The sequence below is a fragment of the Streptomyces sp. NPDC001348 genome, from assembly GCF_053597535.1.
On sequence record NZ_JBSFIK010000002.1, the window covers coordinates 247,135 to 266,048 of the forward strand.

Here is an 18,914-nt window from a genome sequence, read left to right on the forward strand (position 1 = left end):
CGCCGGGTACCCGGGCGGGCGCGGCGAATGCCTTGCCCGGGTGGTTCCGGCGTGGCGTGGGCGGGCCGCTCCGCCGCCCGGGTAGCGTCACGGACGATGTCGGAACTATCGGAGATTCCGGACGGCGGCGACGTCCTCGAGCGGTACACCCGTACAGCACCCCGCCCGGGCCGGGCCCTGGTGCGCTGGGCCACCACCACCGACCACAAGGTGATCGGCCGGCTGTACATGGTCACGGCCTTCTGCTTCTTCCTCCTGGCCGGGCTGCTGGCGCTCGGGATGCGCACCGAGCTGGCGCGTCCGGGCCTGCAGTTCCTGAGCGCCCAGGGCTACGACCAGTTCGTCACGATCCACGGCACGATCATGATGCTGCTGTTCGCGACACCGATGTTCGCGGGGTTCGCCAACGCCGTCATGCCGCTGCAGATCGGCGCCCCGGACCTGGCCTTCCCGCGCCTGAACGCGCTGTCGTACTGGATGTACCTGTTCGGCGGTCTGATCGTGGTGGCGGGCTTCCTGGTGCCCGGCGGCCCGGCCGCCTTCGGCTGGTTCGCCTACGCGCCGCTGAACAGCGCCTACTTCTCCCCCGGCGCGGGCGGCGACCTGTGGGCGATGGGACTGGTGGTCTCGGGTGTGTCGACGACGCTGACCGCGGTGAACTTCGTCGCCACGGTTCTCTGCCTGCGCGCCCCAGGGATGACGATGTTCCGGATGCCGATCTTCACCTGGAACGTGCTGTTCACCTCGATCCTGGTGCTGCCCGCGTTCCCGGTGCTGACCGCGACGCTGCTGGCGCTGGAGGCGGACCGGAAGTTCGGGGCACATGTGTTCGATGCGGCGAACGGGGGCGCGCTGCTCTGGCAGCACCTGTTCTGGTTCTTCGGGCATCCGGAGGTCTACATCGTCGCGCTGCCGTTCTTCGGGATCGTCACGGAGATCCTGCCGGTCTTCTCGCGCAAACCGCTCTTCGGCTACCTGCCGCTGATCGGCGCGACCATCGCCATCACGATGCTGTCCGCGGTGGTGTGGGCGCACCACATGTTCGCCACCGGCGCGGTGCTGCTGCCGTTCTTCTCGATCATGTCCTTTCTGATCGCGGTGCCCACGGGAATCAAGTTCTTCGCCTGGATCGGGACCATCCGGTACGGCTCGCTGTCGTTCGAGACACCGATGCTGTGGTCGATGGGCTTCATGGTGTCCTTCCTGCTGGGCGGGCTCAGCGGGGTGCTGATCGCCTCACCGCCGCTGGACTTCCACCTCACCGACTCGTACTTCATCGTGGCGCACCTGCACTACGTGCTGTTCGGCACGGTGGTGTTCGCGATGTTCGCGGGCTTCTACTTCTGGTGGCCCAAGATCACCGGCAAGATGCTCGACGAGCGGCTCGGGAAGATCCACTTCTGGCTGCTCTTCCCGGGGTTCCAGCTGACCTTTCTCGTCCAGCACTGGCTGGGCGAATCCGGTATGCCCCGCCGCTACGCGGACTACCTGCCCGGTGACGGGTTCACGCTGCTCAACAGCATCTCGACGGCCGGGGCCTTCCTGCTCGGGGTCTCCACACTGCCGTTCCTCCACAACGTCTGGCGCACCGCCACCCGGGCGCCGGCCGTCACGGAGGACGACCCGTGGGGGTACGGGCGGAGCCTGGAGTGGGCGACGTCCTGTCCGCCGCCGCGCCACAACTTCGTGGCGCTGCCCCGTATCCGGTCGGAGGCGCCCGCCTTCGACCTGCACCACCCCGCGATCGTCAGGCGGGCGGAGGAGGAGGGGCTGCGGTGAAGGCCGAGGCGTTCCTGTTCGGCGGTGTCGCGCTGTTCTTCGCGGGGACCGCCGCTCTCTACGGGGCGTGGTCGGGCGAACCGGCGGGTACCGCGGCCCTGGTCGTCGCCTTCGGGATGGCAGGCGTGGTCGGCTTCTTCTGCGCGGTGCAGTACCGGCGCCGGGGGGCGCGGGCCCAGGACCGGGGGGACGCCGAGGTCGCCGACGGCGCCGGGCCGGTGGCGTTCTTCCCGGACCGGAGCCCCTGGCCGGTGGTCACGGCACTCGGCTTCGCCCTGGCGGCCACCGGTGTGGTGTTCGGGCTGTGGCTGTTCCTCATCGGTTGCGGCGTGCTGGCCCGCGGGGTGTTCGGGCTGGTCCTCCAGTACGCGGATCGGTGACGGGCCGCCGGGGGGCACCGGGCGGGAAGGTGTCGGCCGGGCGGTGGGCGCTGTCGTAGCCGCCGGTGACGTCCTGGCGCACCTCGCCGGTGGGCTCGCCCTCGTCCAGTCGGTGCCGTTCCGTCTCCACCAGGGCCAGGCACACCCACCGGGTCAGCAGGAACGCGGCCACCGGGGCCACCACCAGCGCGACGCGCAGCACCCAGGTCAGGGTGTTCAGCGAGATCCGGAAGGTCTGGGCGACGATGTCGTTGCCGCCCGCCAGCAGCAGCACGCCGTAGAAGACGGTCCCGGCGACACCCAGGCCGGTGCGTACGGGGCGCTCGCGCGGCCGGTCGCACAGGTGCCGTTCCTGGTGCCACTCCCCCGTCAGGCGCTGCTCCACGAAGGGGTAGGCGTACAGCACGAGGAACAGCAGGGCGGGGAGCACGACCGCGGGCAGCAGCACGTTCCACATGAAGGTGTGCCCGGCGATGTTCGTCTCCCACGGCGGTGTCAGCCGCAGCGCGCCCTCCAGGAAGCCGACGTACCAGTCGGGCTGGGAGCCGGTGGAGGCCAGGTCCGGCCGGTAGGGGCCGTAGTTCCACACCGGGTTGACCTGGGCGAGGCCGGCCAGCAGCACCAGGACGCCGAAGACGATGAGGGACAGGCCCGCGGAGGAGGCGGAGAACTGCGGTACGAGGGGTTTGCCGAGGACGTTGGCGTTGCTCCGGCCCGGTCCGCGCCACTGGGTGTGCTTGAGGTGGAAGACCAGGACCAGGTGCACGGTGACCAGGGCGATCAGCGCACCGGGCAGCAGCAGGATGTGCACCGGGTACAGCCGGGTGACGATGTCGTGGCCGGGATACTCGCCGCCGAAGACGAAGAAGCTGACGTACGTGCCCACGACCGGCAGGGAGGCCATGATGCTCTGCGCGATGCGCAGCCCGGTGCCGGAGAGCAGGTCGTCGGGGAGCGAGTAGCCGGCGAAACCCTCGGCGAGGGAGAGGACGAACAGGGTGAGTCCGACGACCCAGTTCAGCTCGCGGGGTCTGCGGAAGGCACCCGTGAAGAAGATGCGCAGCATGTGCAGGCCGATCGCGGCGACGAACACCAGCGCGGCCCAGTGGTGGGTCTGCCGGATCAGCAGGCCGCCGCGCACGTCGAAGCTGATGCGCAGGGTCGAGTCGAAGGCCTCCGACATCAGCACCCCGCGCAGCGGCGGGTACGAGCCCGTGTAGACGACCTCGCGCATCTCCGGCCTGAAGAACAGGGTCAGCCAGACACCGGTCAGCACCAGGACGAGGAGGCTGTAGAGCGCCAGTTCGCCGAGGAGGAACGACCAGTGCTCGGGGAACGCCTTGCGCAGCAGCGAGCCGGCCTCGACGACCGGCAGCCGGGCGTCCGCGGCATCGGCGAGCCGTTCACCACGGGGCCTGCGGTCCGGCTCGGGCGGCACGGGTGCCGTCACGTCCCTTCCGGTTCCGCGGCCGCCCGCTGCACCTCCGTCTCGATCTCGGCCCGCGACCTTCCCGTCTCCTTCGCGTACTCGCCGAGCGCCGTCTGCACCTCGCGGGCCAGGTCGCGCCAGGCCCGCAGCGCCGTCTCGTAGGTCGACGACTGGGGGCCGGTCCACTGCCCCTGGGCCGGTGGGCCGTACGCGTCACGCAGTGCCATGGCCCTCTCGTGCGCCGCCGCGGCCGCGCGCTGCTTCTCCACGAGCTCTTCGAAGGTGTGTGCCACGTCAGGAAACCTAGGCAAGGCGGCCGTGCGGACCCGGGCGACCTGCCGTACGCGGCTCGCACCCGCACCCGAGTGGCGGGTCGGCCCCGGTGCCGCGACCGGTCAGTCCTCGAGGGTGAGATCGGCCCAGACCTGTTTGCCGCCGCTGACCGGCAGCGTTCCCCATGCCGCCGACACGGCGTCCACGAGCAGGATGCCGCGGCCTCCGGTGGCCTCCCAGCCGATGCTGGTGGGCTTGACCGGCGTGCGCGGCGAGGCGTCCGTGACGGCGACGCGCAGCCGCCGGCTGACGAAGGTGAGGTCCAGGCGGACCTGGCCGTCGGTGTGCACCAGGGCGTTGGTGACGAGCTCGGAGACGACCAGCAGCACGGCGTCGACGTCGTCGGCGGGCAGGTCCCAGGCGCGCAGGGTGCGCCGGGTGAAGCGGCGGGCGTGCCGGACGGCCTCCGGGACCCGCCACACCGTCCACCCCTCCCGGAGCGGGCGCACCGCCAGTCCGTCGTATCGCAGCAGAAGCAGTGCGACGTCGTCGCCGCGGTGGGCGCCCGTGAGCAGTGTGTCGGCGACGAGGCCGAGGTGGGCGGGGTCGGACGCGGACAGGTCGCGGGCGAGCCGGTCCAGCCCGGCGTCGAGCTCCTCCTCGGCGGACTCCACCAGGCCGTCCGTGGTGAGCGCCAGCACGGTGCCGCGCCGCAGCCGCAGTGGGGTCATGGGGAACTCGGCCTGGGCGGCCACCCCGAGCGGCGGACCGCCCTCCGTCTCCACCACGGTGGTGGTGCCGTCGGGATGGCGCAGCACCGGCGGCAGGTGCCCGGCCCGCACACACCAGGCGGTGCCCTCCTCCATGTCCACGTCGACGTAGGCGCAGGTGGCGAAGAGGTCGGTCTCCATCTCCAGCAGCAGGCGGTTGGTGTGGGAGAGGACCACGTCCGGCGGGTGCCCTTCGGCCGCGTAGGCACGCAGGGCGGTGCGCATCTGGCCCATCAGGGTCGCGGCACCCGCGTTGTGGCCCTGCACGTCGCCGATGACCAGGGCCACGTGGTTGTCGGGCAGCGGGATCACGTCGTACCAGTCGCCGCCGACCTCGAGCCCTGCGGTGGTGGGCAGGTAGCGGGCGACGGCGACCCCGCCGGGCAGCCTGGGCAGACGGCGCGGGAGCAGGGTGCGCTGCAGCATGCCGACGAGCTCGTGCTCGGCGTCGAAGGCGTGGGCGCGCATCAGGGCCTGGCCGGCCAGGGTGGCCGCGGCGGTGAGCAGGGCACGCTCGTCGGGCCCGAAGTCGTGCGGATGGTCCCAGCCGATCAGGCACGCCCCCGCCATACGGCCCTGCGCGGGCAGCGGCAGAACGGCGAGGCCGCCGGGGCCCACCTCGGCGAGGGCGGGCTCCAGCCCGGTCACGGCGGACCAGATCCGGGTGCGGCCCTCCCGGAGCGCGGCGGCCAGGGTGGGCATCGCCCGCACCGGCGCGTCCGGCCACTCGGTGCGCCATTCCGCACGCCACACCTCGGGCCAGACCTCCGGTTCGGGCGGGTCGAGGACGGTGACCACCAGACGGTCGTTCTCCAGCTCGGCCAGGGCGATCCGGTCGGCCTGCAGCGGTCTGCGCAGGGCGGCGACCACGGCCTGGCTGACGTCCCTGACGGTGCCCGCGGTGGCGAGCGCGGCGGCCAGGCGCTGCACCCGGGCCACGTCGGTGACGGCGGACCGCAGGGTGGAGGCGTCCGCGACGGTACCGACCAGGCGGGCGGGCAGGCCCTCACCGCCCGGGAGCAGCCGCCCGCGCAGCCTCAGCCACTTCGGCGGGCCGGACGGCTGCAGGATGCGGAACTCCAGCTCGCGGTCGCCGATGGACATGTGGCCGGCCTCGACGACCGACATCAGCGCGGGCAGGTCCTCCGGCACCGTCCGGCCGAGCAGGGTCTCCACCTTGCCGTCGAACCGGTCCCTGGTGATTCCGAACAGCTCCAGGATCCCCTCGCCGACCTCGATGCGGCCGGTGTCCATGGCCAGGCTGAAGGCGTCGGCGGGCAGTTCACCGGTGTCGGCGGCACCCACCGGGGCGGGCCAGGCGACGGCCCGCGCGATCAGTTCGAGGCAGGCGCGGTCCTCGGTGCCGAACCCCCCGGGGCTCTCGGTGACGGCGAGCAGACAACCACCCCCGTCCATGGGCACCGGCAGGCACGCCAGGGAGAAGTCCGGGGCGGGCGTGCGCCGCCCCTGCGGTCCGCCGGCGATCGCCTCGGGGCCCAGCCACACGGGCCGACCGCCGCGGTGCGCCTCGGCCGCCGCGGACCGGCCGGCGGCGGGATAGCTGTCACGGAGCCCGTACAGCGTGCGCGGCAGGCCCGCCGACTCGACCAGGAACAACGAGACGCCGTTCGCGGCCGGCGCGTACACCCCGGCGAACGCGGCACCGGCGAAGACGAGGGCGTGTTCGAGGACGCGGCGCAGCCGGTCGGGAGAGCCGAGGTCGGCGGTGACCGCTTCGAGGGCAAGTTCGGCACGCTCCGTTCTCGTTCTGTTCACCGCAGCGCCCTCACCGACCACGTTCGCCATTACAGCGCTTATGGGATTCCCGCGCAGCCCCTGTGACAGTCCGGCCGTCCGCGGCAGGCGGCGCTCGAAACGGGCCGAACATGTCTTTACCCATGCGTTCCGCACAGTGATGTCGTGACAGCCGTGACTGTCCGCGTACCCCCGGGGCCTGGGAAGGTCGTTGCGGGCCAAGGAGGGGAAGGCAGGACAAGGCATGGACAAGCGGTACGAGGTGTACGCGCTCGCCGACCGGCACTTCTACGACACGCCCGACCGGCTGTCCGAAGCCGGTCCGGAGGCCGCGCCGCTGTACGACACGGCGCGGCGCGACGTCCCGGAGGGCTGGCACGCGGGCCGGACCGGTGACTGGCTGATGCTCACTCCGCTGGACGCGGACGGCACGCCGCTGCCGTCGCCCGCGCAGGGCTGGAAGATCCACGCCTCGGCGACCCGGGACAACGCGGAGCGGATCGCGGCGACCGTGTGGGACTACTGCGTGCCGCGCCGCATCCCCTTCAAGTTCGTGCCGGCCCCCCACCTGCTGCATCTGCGCAACGCCAAGTACGCGGGCCGGGACACCAGCGGCAAGTTCGTCACCGTGTACCCGGACGGCGAGGAGCAGCTGCACCGGGTGCTGCGTGAGCTGGGGGAACTGCTCGAGGGCTGCGAAGGGCCGTACATCCTGACCGACCTGCGCTGGCACGACGGTCCGCTGTACGTCCGCTACGGCGCTTTCGCGCGCGCCTTCGTCGTCGACGAGCGGGGCTCGCTGGTGCCCGCGGTGCGCGACGGCGAGGGCAGGCTGGTGCCGGACAACCGGGCGCCGTCCTTCCAGGTGCCCGGATGGGTGACGCTGCCCTCCTTCCTCGAGCCGCATCTCGCGGCCCGCAACACCACGACGGTCGGTGAGCTGCCCTACCGCATCGAGAAGGCACTGCACTTCTCCAACGGCGGCGGGGTGTACGCGGGCACCGACACCCGTGACGGGCGCCGGGTGGTACTGAAGGAGGGAAGGCCGCACGCGGGTCTCGCCGCCGACGGCGCGGACGCGGTGGCACGGCTGGAACGGGAGAAGGCCGCCCTGGAACGGGTCGCGGGGACCGGAGTGGTGCCCGAGGTGCGGGACTGGTTCACCCTGGGCGACCACCGTTTCCTGGTGATGGACCTCCTCGAGGGCCGGCCGCTCAACTCCTTCTTCGCCGAACGGCACCCGCTGCTGACCGCCGACCCCGATCCGCGGGCCGTCGCCGACTACACGGCGTGGGCGTTGCGCATCCACCGGGCGGTCGAGGAGGCGGTCGCGGCGGTGCACGACCGCGGACTGGTCTTCAACGACCTGCACGTCTTCAACATCATGGTGGCCCCCGACGAGGAGTCGGTGTTCCTCATCGACTTCGAGGCCGCGGCCCCGGCCGATGAGATGGGCCGCCAGATCGTCGCCCACCCCGGTTTCTTCGCGCCGCCCGACCGCCGGGGCAAGGACGTCGACCGCTACGCGCTGGCCTGCTTACGGCTGGCCCTGTTCCTGCCGGTGACCACGCTGTTCGTGGTCGACCGCGGCAAGGCCGCGCATCTGGCCCGGGTCGTCGCCGAGCAGTTCCCGGACGTGCCGCGCGCCTTCCTGGACGAGGCGGTCGCGGAGATCGGCCGCGACCCGGCCGGGCCGGCCCGCACGGTGGAACCCATCCAGCCGGTGGTGCCGGGCGACTGGCCCTACAGCCGGGACTCGATGGTCAAGGCGATCCTCGCCTCGGCCACCCCGGAGCGCGAGGACCGGCTGTTCCCCGGTGACATCGCCCAGTTCAACGACGGCGGCGGACTCGGCCTCGCACACGGCGCGGCCGGTGTGCTGTACGCGCTGGCCGAGGCCGGAGCGGGCCGCTACGAGGAGGGCGAGCGCTGGCTGCTGGCCCACACCGCGCCACCACCGGCCGGCACACCGCTCGGCCTGTACGACGGCCTCGCGGGCGTCGCCCACGTCCTCGACCGGCTGGGACACCGGCAGCGCGCCCTGGACCTGGTCGACGGGATCCTCCGGGAGAGATGGCAGCACCTCTCCTCCGACCTGCACGGCGGGCTGGCCGGCCTGGGCCTGGTCCTGGACGGCCTGGCGCGCACGACCGGCGAGCGGGAACTCGCCGAGCGCGCCGCCGAGGCCGCGGACCTCCTCGTCGACCGCCTCGCCGAACCCGTCCCGGAGGGCGCCGGACGACGGGCCGGGCTGCTGCGGGGCGCCACCGGCCCGGCACTGTTCCTGCTGCGCCGGTACGAGGCGACCGGCGAGCCCCGCCTGCTGACGGCGGCCGCCGAGGCGCTGCGCCGGGACCTGGCACGCTGCGTGCTGCAGGACAGGACCGGCGGACTCGAGGTGGACGAGGGCTGGCGGACCCTGCCCTACCTCGGTGACGGCAGCGCGGGCATCGGGCTGGTCCTCGACGACTTCCTGGCACACGCCACCGGCGGCACCGAGGAGTTCGAACGGGCCCGGGCCGGCATCGTCACGGCGGCCACCTCCCGCTTCTACGCGCAGCCCGGCCTGTTCCAGGGCCGCGCCGGAATGATCCTGCACCTCAGCCGCACCACCGCACCGGGCGCGACACCGTCGCGGCTGGCCGGCCAGATCACCGGGCTGGGCTGGTTCGCCATGGCCTACCAGGGCCAACTGGCTTTCCCCGGACACCAGATGATGCGGCTGTCCATGGACCTCGCCACCGGAACGGCCGGGTGCCTGCTCGCCCTCGCGGCGGCGCTCGACGGCGAGCACACCGCGCACCTGCCGTTCCTGCCGCCGCCACCGGCGGCCCCCACCACGCGGCTCCGCGTCTGACGGAGTCGTGACACAACCCCCGTCCCCATCAAGGGGTTCAAGGGAACCGACGCACAACCGACCGAAAGGACACTGCAATGGCACTCCTCGACCTGCAGACCATGGAGTCCGACGAGCACACCGGCGGCGGCGGCGCGAGCACGGCGAGCCTGCTCTCCTGCGTCTCGGCGACGAGCGTACTGCTCTGTCTCTGACGAGCACCGGCCCGCGGCTCCGGGCGGCCCTCTCCTGCGGGAGGGGCCGTCCGGGGCCTCACCCATGACGTCGTTCCTCCTCGCCCCCCTCCTCGATGTGAGGCCGCAGACTCATGACGACCCGCGTTGACGACGGCCCGGTGGCCGCCGAGGCCCACGCCCTGCTGCGCGGGGCCGTCCGGCACGACCGGGTGCGCGGCGCCGCGCTGTGCGCGGTGAGCAGCGCGGCCACCGCCGTCGGACTGCTGCTGCCGGCCGTACTGGGCCGGACCCTCGACCTGCTGCTGGCGCACGGCCCGGCGGCCCGCTGGGTGTGGTGCTGCACCGGGCTGGTCGTGCTGCTCGCCGTCCTCGACGGGTGCGAGAGCGTGCTGTCCGGCACGGTCGACGCGCGGGCCACGGCCTGGCTGCGGCGGCGGCTCGCCGGGCACGTGCTGGCGCTCGGCCCGCGCGCCACGGACCGCTTCGCCTCCGGTGACCTCGTCGCCCGCCTGGTCGGCGGCGCGGCTCAGGCGGGGACGGCGCCCGGCGCCCTCGCCGCACTGCTGGCCGCGCTCGCCGGACCCGTGGGGGGCGTGGTGGCGCTCGGCCTCATCGACTGGCGGACCGCGGCCGTCCTGCTCGCCGGTGCGCCGCTCCTCGCGCTGCTGCTGCGCGCCTTCGCCCGCGACACCTCCGAGTGCCTGGCGGACTACCAGCGGGTGCAGGGCTCGATCGCGGCGGCCATGGCGGAGGCGGTCGGCGGCTCCCGCACCATCCGCGCGGCGGGCACCGAGGACCGGGAGACGGCGCGCGTCCTGCGGCCGCTGCCGGAACTGTCCCGGGCGGGACGCCGCATGTGGCGGGTGCAGGGGCGGGCCGCGGCACAGGCGGTGGCCGTGGCACCGCTGCTGCAGCTGGGTGTCGTCGCCGTGGCCGGGTTCCTGCTCACCCGGCACCGGCTGTCCGTGGGCGAGGTGCTCGCCGCCTCCCGGTACGCCGTCCTCGCGGGCGGGGTGGGCGTGCTGGTCGGCCGGGTCGCCGCGCTGTCGCGGGCCCGCGCCGCGGCGGGCAGGCTGGGCGAGGTGCTCGCCGAACCCGCGCCCGTGTCCGGCGCGCGCCGGTTGCCACCGGGCCCCGGGCGTCTGCGGCTGCGCGGCGTCACCGTCCGGCGCGGCGGACGCACCGTGCTCGACGGCGTGGACCTGGACGTTCCCGGCGGTACGACACTCGCGGTGGTCGGCCGTTCCGGCGCGGGCAAGTCCCTGCTCGCGGCCCTCGCCGGGCGCCTGGCCGATCCGGACGCCGGTGAGGTGCTGCTCGACGGGGTGCCGCTCGCCGACCTGGCCCCCGAGGACCTGCGGGCCGCGGTCGCCTACGCCTTCGAACGCCCCGTGCTGCTCGGCACGACCATCGAGGACACCATCGCCCTGGGCCTGGTGTCCCCCGGCCCCGACCGGGTCCGGGCCGCCGCCCGGCGGGCCCGCGCCGACGCGTTCGTACGCCGGCTTCCGCAGGGCTACGCCACCCCCTGCGCGGACGCCCCCCGCTCGGGCGGCGAGTCGCAACGCCTGGGCCTCGCCCGCGCCTTCGCCCGCCAGGGACGGCTACTGATCCTCGACGACGCCCTCTCCAGCCTCGACACGGTCACCGAACACCACGTCACCGAGGCCCTCCTGGGCGACGGCGGCGGCACCCGGCTGGTCGTCGCCCACCGCGCGGCGACGGCGGCCCGCGCGGACGCGGTGGCCTGGCTGGACAGGGGGCGGTTGCGGGCGGTCGGGCCGCACGCCCGGCTGTGGCGGGACCCGGCGTACCGGGCGGTGTTCGGCACCGGGGCGGAGGTGCCGCGGTGATGTCACGGGTCCTGGGGCCGCCCCCGTGGCGGGTCCTGGCACGGCTGGGCGGCTGGTCACTGCTGGAGGCGGGGCAGACCTTCCTCGTCGGATACGCGCTCGCACGAGCCCTGGACCAGGGGTTCCTGGCCGGCCGGGCCGGAACCGGGCTGCTGTGGCTCGGCGTTGCGGGGCTCGGCGCCGTCGCCGGGGCGTACGGGACCGGGCGGGTGTACGGAGCCGTCGCCGCGCTGGTCGAGCCGGTGCGGGACCGGCTCGTGCGGCGGGTCGTGGCACGCGGGGTGCGGGAGGCGGACGGCGGGGCGCTGTCCGGCCTGACCCAGCAGGTGGAGATCGCGCGGGACACCCTCGCGGGCCTGGTGATGGTCGCGCGTTCGTTCCTCTTCACGGCGGCGGGTGCTCTGGTCGGCCTGTTCTCTCTCTCTCCGCGGCTGCTGCTGGTCGTCGTACCGCCGCTGCTGGCCGGGACCGGTCTGTTCGCCGCGACGCTGCGGCCGCTGGCCCGGCGGCAGGAGGCCTTCCTGGTCGCCGACGAGGCCCTGGCCGGGCAGTGGGGCGCGGTGGGCCCGGGACTGCGCGACGTGACGGCGGCGGGGGCCGAGACACAGGTCGGCGCCGACCTGCACCGCCGGGCCGACGCCGAGCTGCTGGCCGCCCGTTCCCTGGCCCGTTTCGGTGTCGTACGGGTGGCCTGCCTCGCCCTCGGCGGGCAGCTGCCGGTCGTCCTCCTGCTCGCCACCGCGCCCTGGCTCCTCGCCCACGGCGTCACCCCGGGTGCCCTGGTCGGTGCCCTGGCCTACGTCACCCAGTCCCTGCTCCCCGCCCTCCAGAACCTCGTGCACGGCCTCGGCACCAGCGGCTCCCGGCTGACGGTGGTCCTGCGGCGCCTGGACCCTCCCGGGGAGGCGCGGAACCGCCCCGCAGCCGCGGAGCCCGCGCCCCCGCCGCCGGGCGCCGGTCCGGCAGGGGCGGGCCCCCGTCCCACGGCCCTTCCGGCCGCGCCCCCCGACGCGCTCGCCCTCACCTCCGTCACGTTCGCCTACGGTCCCGCGAGCGAACCCGTCCTCGACGGGCTGGACCTCCGCGTGCCGGACGGCGGTCATCTCGCCGTGGTGGGACCGAGCGGGATCGGGAAGTCGACGCTGACCGCGCTGGCCGCGGGCCTGCTGGTGCCCGGCGGCGGGACGATCCGGGTGTACGGGCACCCCGTGCCGGGCGGGGACGCGGCCACGCGACGGGTGCTGATTCCGCAGGAGGCGTACGTCCACACCGGCACCCTCGCCGAGAACCTGGGCGGCCTGCGCGCGGACCCGGTGCCCGAGCGGGAACTGCTGGCCGCCGCCGAGGCCGTCGGGCTCACCGCGGTCCTCGAAGCGCTGGGCGGGCCGCACGCCCGGGTCGGGCCGGCGGCGCTCTCCGCGGGCGAGCGGCAGCTGATCGCGCTGACCCGGGCCTATCTGTCCCCGGCGCCGCTGGCACTGCTGGACGAGGCGACCTGCCATCTCGATCCGGAGGCGGAGGCACGGGCCGAGCGCGCCTTCGCCGAGCGTCCGGGCGGCACGCTGGTGGTCGTCGCCCACCGCATCAGCTCGGCACGCCGCGCGGACCGGATCCTGGTGCTGGACGGCCGCCGCACCGCGTACGGCACCCACGACGAGCTGCTCGGCACCTCCCCGCTGTACCGCGACCTCGTCGGCGGCTGGACTCCCGCCCCGGCCACCGGGCCGTCACAGCCAGCCCTCCCCCTGTGAGATACGGATCGCGTCGATGCGGTTGCGGGCCCCGGTCTTGCGGGTGATCGCCGCCATGTAGTTGCGCACCGTTCCGTGCGACAGATGCAGGTTTCCGGCGATCTCCGCGATGGACGCTCCGGCGGCGGCGAGGGACAGCACGCTCAGTTCGCGTCGGGTCAGCGGCATCTGAGCGGCCTTGAGGAAGCCGAAGCCGAGCGAGTCGTCGACGAAACGTTTCCCCTCGGCGACGTGCCGGATCGCGCGCATAAGGCTCTCGGGGGACCCCTCCTTGTCCACGTAGCCGAGCGCCCCCGCCTCGACCGCCTGTCTCAGCAGCCCGGGGCGGTCCACCCCGGCCAGCACGAGGAGCCGTGGGAGCGGGGCGGCGGTACCCGGCGGGCACAGTTCGCCCAGCGGCGGAATGCCGTAACCGCCCGCTGTTTCCAGGTCCGCCGCGCACACGTCCGGCCGTAATGACCGCACCAGCGCGGGCGCGCCCCGCCAGGCCGTGCCGTCCACCCGTATGTCGGGTTCGCGGCTCAGCCATTCCGCCAGGACAGACCGCACCAGACACACGTCGTGGACCAGAAGTACTCGGATCACTACCGCCCCTTCGGCTCGCCGGACATCCAGTGGTTGAGCGCGTGCCCCATTCTTTGCGTCGGGGACAGCTCGTGGGCGCGAAGAACCGGCCAACGGGGTGCGCGGGGGCGCACTCGCGGCGCCCGCGCATGGCTCCGCGCATCGACTGAGGGGGCATGGGACGGGGCGGAGGGGGTAGGCGCGGGCACTCGCCGTGCGCCGGACGCCGGGAGGAGGGAGTCTTGATCCGGGGATGCGACGCGCGGCCGTGCGAGGAGGTGGTCGGCGTGTCCGACGGGCAGACGTCCGGGCCGACGCCCGCCTCCGCGAGGCCGCAGGCCGGACCGCCCGTGCTGTCGGTGGCGCTGGCCTCGATGATGGACGAGGTGCACGCGCACTCGGGGGCGGTGTACCTGCTGGCCCCGGGCCAGTCGGTACTGCAGATGGCGGTGATGGCGGGACTGCCCCGGGCGTTCGCGGCGCCCTGGGAGCGGGTGGGCCTGAGCGCGCCGATCCCGGTCGCCCAGGCGGTGCGGGAGCGGCGGCTGGTGTGGGTGGGCGGCGAGGAGGACATGGCGCGCCGCTATCCGCGCATCGCGGTGGTGCTGCCCTACCCCTTCGCCCTGGCCGCCCTGCCCGTGGCGACCGACAACGCCGCGTACGGCGCGGTCTTCGTGACCTGGCCCGGCTCGCACCCCCCGCTGCTGTCCGAATGGGAGCGGGAGCATCTGACGGCGGCCTGCGACCGGCTGGCGAAGCGGCTGGAGCGGGCCGCGCAGTACAACCGGCCGCCGCCGCACCACGAGCCCGATCTGCTGGCGGCGCCGCCGCTGGCGGGCGCGGCCGGCACGCCGGGCGCGGTGGAGGCGGCCCGGATGGTGGAGCGGCTGCCGTACGGGCTGGTCTCGCTCGACCTGCACGGCAGGATCGTCTTCGCCAACGAGGCGGCCGGCGAACTGCTCGGCAGGGCGGTCGGCGACCTGCTCGGCATCCAGCCGTGGACCTCGGTGCCCTGGCTGAACGACCCGGTGTACGAGGACCGCTACCGGGCCGCGCTGATCAGCCAGCACATCACCTCGTTCGTGGCGCTGCGCCCGCCCGGTACCTGGCTGTCCTTCCGGCTGTACCCGAGCACGAGCGGGCTGAGCGTGCGCATCGGCCGGGCCCGGTCGGTGGCGGAGCTGGCGCGGGACACACCGCGGCCCGGCGACTCGGGCCCGTCCCGGCTGGTGACCATCTCCACGGTGCTCAGCCTGGCCGGAGCGCTGACCGAGGCGGCGGGTGTGCAGGACGTCGTCCAGCTGGTCGCGGACGAGATCGCCCCCGCCGTGGGCAGCACGGCCCTGGTGCTCCTCGGCTCGCGGGGCGGCCGGCTGCACGTACTGGGACACCGCGGGTACCCGGACCCGCGGGTCGTCGAGCGGTTCGACGGACTGCCGCTGAGCGAGCGGACCCCGGGCACCCAGGCCCTCAGCAGCGGGGTGCCCGGCTTCTTCGACTCACCGGAGCAGCTGTACCGGGTGTACCCGAACCGGCAGCGGACCCCGGACGGCTTCGCGGCCTGGGCGTATCTGCCGCTGATCGCGTCGGGGCGGCCGGTGGGGACCTGTGTGCTGGCCTATGCCGAACCCCATGTCTTTCCCGCGGAGGAGCGGGCCGTCCTGACGAGCCTGGGCGGCCTGATCGCGCAGGCGCTGGAGCGGGCGCAGCTGTACGACGCCAAGCACCGGCTGGCGCACGGCCTGCAGGAGGCTCTTCTGCCGCACTCGCTGGCCGCGCTGCCGGGCCTGGAGGCCGCCGCCTGCTATGTGCCCGCCACCCAGGGCATGGAGATCGGCGGCGACTTCTACGACCTCGTGCCCGCGCGTCCGCTGCCGGCGGCGGTGATCGGGGACGTCCAGGGCCACAACGTGACCGCGGCCGGGCTGATGGGGCAGATCCGCACCGGGGTGCGCGCCTACACGACGGTGGGACAGCCGCCGCAGGAGGTCATGCGCAGCACCAACCGGCTGCTCCTCGATCTCGGTGCGGACCTGTTCGCGAGCTGTCTGTACCTCCGCCTCGATCCGGCGCACGGACGGGCCGTCATGTCCCGTGCGGGGCATCCGCCTCCGCTGCTCAGGCGCCCGGACGGGCGGGTGCGCGTGCTGGATCTGGCCGGCGGTCCGCTGCTGGGCATCGACGCGTCGGCGACGTATCCGACGACGCAGGTCTCCCTCGCCCCCGGCTCGGTCCTCGTCCTCTACACCGACGGCCTGGTGGAGTCACCGGGGGTGGACATCGAGGACTCCCTCGCCGAACTGGGCGAGTTGCTGACCGCGGCCGGTGAACTGCCCCTGGACCGGCTGGCGGACGAGCTGGTCCGGCACGCCGCGGCGGCCCGGGAGCCGGTCGACGACGTGGCGGTGCTGCTGTTGCGGGCGCGGCGGGAGGACTGACCGGCCGCGACCGCGGCCTCAGGGCGAGTCCGCCGTGGCCGGAACACCGACGCGGCCCGGCCCTCCCGCCGGAGGGCCGGGCCGTCCACCGTCGGCCGGAACCGCTGGGTGAGGCCGATCGGTGGGTCTCGGTCCCCGAGGACTACTCGCCGCTGCCGGACTGGCCGGCACCGGACTGGCCCGCACCGTTCTGGCCCGCACCCGACTGGTCGGCGCCGTTCTGGCCCGCACCCGACTGGTCGGCGCCGGACTGGCCCGCACCGGACTGGTCACCCGCCGTCGCGGACGGGTCGGCGGTGGCACCGGACTGGTCGCCCGCACCGGCACCGGCACCCGACTGGTCGCCGGCGCCGGACTGGTCGCCCGCCGACGCGGACGGGTCGGCGCTGCCGCCCACCTGGTCGCCGCCGGCCTGCTGGCCGCCGCCCGCCTGGTCACCCGCTCCCGCACCGGCACCGGCACCCGCGCCGGAGTCGCCGAGGGTGGCGCCGGTGGCCTGGAGGGCGGCGGTGACCGGCTGGAAGAAGGTCTCGCCGCCAGCGGTGCAGTCGCCGCTGCCGCCGGAGGTGAGGCCGACCGCGCCGCCGTCCTGGGTGAACAGGGAGCCACCGCTGTCGCCGGCCTCGGCGCAGACGTTCGTCTGGATCAGGCCGTTGACGGTGTCGACGCCGTTGGGGTCGGTCTCGCTCTGGAAGTTGACGGTGGCGTCGAGGCCGGTCACCTGGCCGTTGTGCAGGCCGGTGGTGGAGCCCATCCGGAACACGGTCTCGCCGACCGTGGCGTCCGCGGCCTGGGTGATCGGGACGGTCTGGCCGTTGCCCGCGTTGACCTCGCTCGGCGCCTGGGTGTTGGCGTCGTTGTACTTCACGAGTGAGAAGTCGCCGTCGCCGGGGAACGTCGCCTGGTCGACGGTGGCGATGGGCTGGCCGGTCTCGGAGTCGGACCAGTCCTTGGCCGCGACACCGCAGTGACCGGCCGTCAGGAAGGCGGGGCTGCCGTCCTTGGCGGTGACGTTGAAGCCGAGGGAGCAGCGGACGGTGCCGTTCTGCACCTGGGAGAAGATGGCGTCGCCGCCGGAGACGAGCGTCTTGAACTTGCCCGACGACTTCTTGAGCGTGGCCATGTTGGAGCCGAGACCCTTGACGGTGGACTCCACCCGGTCCCACTTGGCACCGGTGACCGTGCTGTCGGCGGTGACCACGACCTTGTTCGTCTTGGGGTCGACCGCCCAGGCGGTGCCGGGAACGGTCGCCTTGGCCTTCAGGGTCTTCGCGGCGGCCTGCAGTGCGGCCGTGCTGTTCTTGACCTGGCGGACGACCGCGCCGGCCTTCTTCGCCTGCAGGATCACGTTGTTGTCGCCGCTGACCACGTTGACGACGAGCTGCTTGCTGTTGCCGTCGTAGTAGGAGCCGGCGAGCGCGTCACCGAGAAGCTTCTGCAACTGCGAGGCGAGGTTCGAGGCGTCCGACGCCTTCAGAACCTTGGGGGCGGCGACGGAGGTGTCGCCCGAGGCGCCGTCCTGGGACGCGTTGGCGTTCGGCAGCAGGAAGGCCGCCGCTCCGAGTGCCGCAACGCCACCCACCGCTATCGCGGCCTTGCGCTTCGGCATTCGCTTGTGACTCAAACTACTCGACCTCCTGGGAACGGGGGGTCTGCCGCTGTGGGGCAGTGGATCCTGGGCGCCTGGTTGGCTGTTGGTACGCAAGCGGTGGGCGGTGCGTTCAATTGCGTTTGCCAAAAACCTTTGCGCGACGGTGAATCGGCCAGGTGCGGTTGAGTTCCGCCCGTCGCCGCGCGGCCCGTGCACAACCCCCCATATGACGATGACCACCGCCGAAGCCGACAAGATCCTCTCCATCGGCTTCGTGGCCTTGGTCCCGGCACCCGACGGACGGTCCAGACGCCGGTCAAGGACCGCGCGGCACCACGTCTTCCCTGGTCACAGCTGTCGGCAAGGGAGTTTGCGACGCGTCGGGGCAGGCGTTGCCGGTGGCGACCGACACGATGACGGCGACCGTGGTGGCGTCGGCACGCGGCGTCCTCCCACGGATGACGACGATTCGGCGGCCGACGTCCTTCCGGCGGTGGTGACCGGTTCGGCTGTCCTGAACGCCGCGGCGCCGACCGGGTCGGGCCGCCGGACGGCGTTCGCGGACGTCACGCCGGGCAACGACAACGCGAAAGCGCTCGCCGCAGGATCCCGGTGCGCGCACTTCCGAACCGCACACGATCAGCGACCGACCACTCACGTTCGGTTGCGAACACGGAGCGGAATCCCGGCTTCAGGGAATCTGCACATCGAATACCCAACGAGGTCACGGCGTACGGGGATTCTGCACAGATGCGCGCCCCCGGCCATGCCATTGGCGCGGAGTGCCCGATTTCGCCGAGACGGTGCGGGCGCCCGTTCGCACCGATGCCGTGACGGATGTGAAGGAGTCGCCGACAAGCCGTGCCCGCACCTGCACGGATGAGCCGGTCCGGCGGGCAAGTGCGCAGGTGAGAGCGGTTGTTGATTGGAAGCGCGACCCGCGCGCGTGCTTTGATCCATCGCACCGCGGGGGCCGCTCAGGGCTTCCGGAACGGACGCCCGCGGTCGCGGCCGTCATCTGTCCCCAGAGGGGGCCGCTCCCCCCTTGTGAAATACCCATATGTGAAGGGAAGTTCCCCCATGAACTCCACCCCCCAGGTCGAGACCGTCGAGATCTCCGACGCCGAGCTCGACAACGTCTCCGGCGGCCTCTCCGTGAACGCCCTCAACAGCGCCACCGGCGCCCTGAACGGCATCGCCCCGGTCTCCGGCCTGACGGACACCGCCATCGGCACGGTCGAGGGTGTCACCGGTCTGAACACCCAGCCGGTCACCAACCTGGTCGCCGGTCTCTGATC

General features: G+C 73.5%; 13 protein-coding genes. 8 read left to right on the top strand and 5 right to left on the bottom strand.

The annotated features are described in order from the left end of the window. The first annotated feature begins 96 nt into the window (after positions 1-96). Entirely contained in the window at positions 97-1,779 is a 1,683-nt protein-coding gene (ctaD, locus tag ACWC21_RS02930; protein ID WP_450877466.1) for an aa3-type cytochrome oxidase subunit I, read from the top strand. Further along, positions 1,776-2,159 carry an aa3-type cytochrome oxidase subunit IV gene (ctaF, locus tag ACWC21_RS02935; RefSeq protein ID WP_450877468.1) on the top strand — a complete coding sequence of 128 codons (384 nt, stop codon included), beginning with the start codon at positions 1,776-1,778 and terminating at the stop codon, positions 2,157-2,159. The genes ctaD and ctaF overlap by 4 nt, the downstream gene beginning before the upstream one ends. Here ctaF and qcrB read toward each other — a convergent pair. From qcrB to ACWC21_RS02950, 3 genes are all read right to left on the bottom strand, one after another. Further along, positions 2,095-3,597, bottom strand: a complete 1,503-nt coding sequence (qcrB, locus tag ACWC21_RS02940; RefSeq protein ID WP_450877696.1) for a cytochrome bc1 complex cytochrome b subunit — start codon at positions 3,595-3,597, stop codon at positions 2,095-2,097. The two genes, ctaF and qcrB, sit on opposite strands and share 65 nt — an antisense overlap. Positions 3,598-3,605: 8 nt before the next feature. Continuing rightward, a complete protein-coding gene (locus ACWC21_RS02945; protein WP_450877470.1) occupies positions 3,606-3,881 on the bottom strand; it encodes a hypothetical protein in 276 nt (91 codons plus the stop codon). A 102-nt stretch (positions 3,882-3,983) separates the two neighbouring features. Continuing rightward, positions 3,984-6,437 carry a SpoIIE family protein phosphatase gene (locus tag ACWC21_RS02950; protein WP_450877472.1) on the bottom strand — a complete coding sequence of 818 codons (2,454 nt, stop codon included), beginning with the start codon at positions 6,435-6,437 and terminating at the stop codon, positions 3,984-3,986. Positions 6,438-6,630: 193 nt separating this feature from the next. On the opposite strand from ACWC21_RS02950, the gene lanKC reads away from it, so the two are divergent. The 4 genes from lanKC to ACWC21_RS02970 all read left to right on the top strand — a co-directional run bounded on the left by lanKC (position 6,631) and on the right by ACWC21_RS02970 (position 13,023). Further along, a complete protein-coding gene (gene lanKC / locus ACWC21_RS02955) occupies positions 6,631-9,243 on the top strand; it encodes a class III lanthionine synthetase LanKC (RefSeq protein ID WP_450877474.1) in 2,613 nt (870 codons plus the stop codon). A 77-nt stretch (positions 9,244-9,320) separates the two neighbouring features. Beyond that, the gene (locus ACWC21_RS02960; protein WP_388793707.1) at positions 9,321-9,437 is read left to right on the top strand and encodes a SapB/AmfS family lanthipeptide; all 117 of its coding nucleotides are present in this window, start codon (positions 9,321-9,323) and stop codon (positions 9,435-9,437) included. Positions 9,438-9,550: 113 nt separating this feature from the next. Then, a complete protein-coding gene (locus tag ACWC21_RS02965) occupies positions 9,551-11,272 on the top strand; it encodes an ABC transporter transmembrane domain-containing protein (RefSeq protein WP_450877476.1) in 1,722 nt (573 codons plus the stop codon). Next, positions 11,272-13,023, top strand: coding sequence for an ATP-binding cassette domain-containing protein (locus tag ACWC21_RS02970; protein WP_450877478.1), 1,752 nt, complete (start codon positions 11,272-11,274; stop codon positions 13,021-13,023). Before ACWC21_RS02965 ends, ACWC21_RS02970 begins: the two co-directional genes overlap by 1 nt. Here ACWC21_RS02970 and ACWC21_RS02975 read toward each other — a convergent pair. Further along, entirely contained in the window at positions 13,000-13,608 is a 609-nt protein-coding gene (locus ACWC21_RS02975) for a LuxR C-terminal-related transcriptional regulator (RefSeq protein WP_450877480.1), read from the bottom strand. The genes ACWC21_RS02970 and ACWC21_RS02975 overlap by 24 nt on opposite strands. A gap of 257 nt (positions 13,609-13,865) precedes the next feature. On the opposite strand from ACWC21_RS02975, the gene ACWC21_RS02980 reads away from it, so the two are divergent. Beyond that, positions 13,866-16,025 (top strand): SpoIIE family protein phosphatase, encoded by a 2,160-nt coding sequence (locus tag ACWC21_RS02980; RefSeq protein WP_450877698.1) that lies wholly within the window; start codon positions 13,866-13,868, stop codon positions 16,023-16,025. 142 nt (positions 16,026-16,167) lie between these two features. Here the strand turns inward: ACWC21_RS02980 and ACWC21_RS02985 are convergent, their stop codons facing one another. Further along, positions 16,168-17,634 (bottom strand): alpha-lytic protease prodomain-containing protein, encoded by a 1,467-nt coding sequence (locus ACWC21_RS02985; protein ID WP_450877700.1) that lies wholly within the window; start codon positions 17,632-17,634, stop codon positions 16,168-16,170. 1,062 nt (positions 17,635-18,696) lie between these two features. On the opposite strand from ACWC21_RS02985, the gene ACWC21_RS02990 reads away from it, so the two are divergent. Beyond that, positions 18,697-18,912 carry a type A2 lantipeptide gene (locus ACWC21_RS02990; RefSeq protein ID WP_389142151.1) on the top strand — a complete coding sequence of 72 codons (216 nt, stop codon included), beginning with the start codon at positions 18,697-18,699 and terminating at the stop codon, positions 18,910-18,912. Positions 18,913-18,914 lie beyond the last annotated feature (2 nt).

Coding starts and splice junctions, on each gene's coding strand:
- ctaD (WP_450877466.1), top strand. CDS start 97: ATGTCGGAACTATCGGAGATTCCGGACGGCGGCGACGTCCTCGAGCGG.
- lanKC (WP_450877474.1), top strand. CDS start 6,631: ATGGACAAGCGGTACGAGGTGTACGCGCTCGCCGACCGGCACTTCTAC.
- ACWC21_RS02960 (WP_388793707.1), top strand. CDS start 9,321: ATGGCACTCCTCGACCTGCAGACCATGGAGTCCGACGAGCACACCGGC.
- ACWC21_RS02970 (WP_450877478.1), top strand. CDS start 11,272: ATGTCACGGGTCCTGGGGCCGCCCCCGTGGCGGGTCCTGGCACGGCTG.
- ACWC21_RS02985 (WP_450877700.1), bottom strand. CDS start 17,634: ATGCCGAAGCGCAAGGCCGCGATAGCGGTGGGTGGCGTTGCGGCACTC.
- ACWC21_RS02950 (WP_450877472.1), bottom strand. CDS start 6,437: ATGGCGAACGTGGTCGGTGAGGGCGCTGCGGTGAACAGAACGAGAACG.
- ACWC21_RS02990 (WP_389142151.1), top strand. CDS start 18,697: ATGAACTCCACCCCCCAGGTCGAGACCGTCGAGATCTCCGACGCCGAG.
- ACWC21_RS02965 (WP_450877476.1), top strand. CDS start 9,551: ATGACGACCCGCGTTGACGACGGCCCGGTGGCCGCCGAGGCCCACGCC.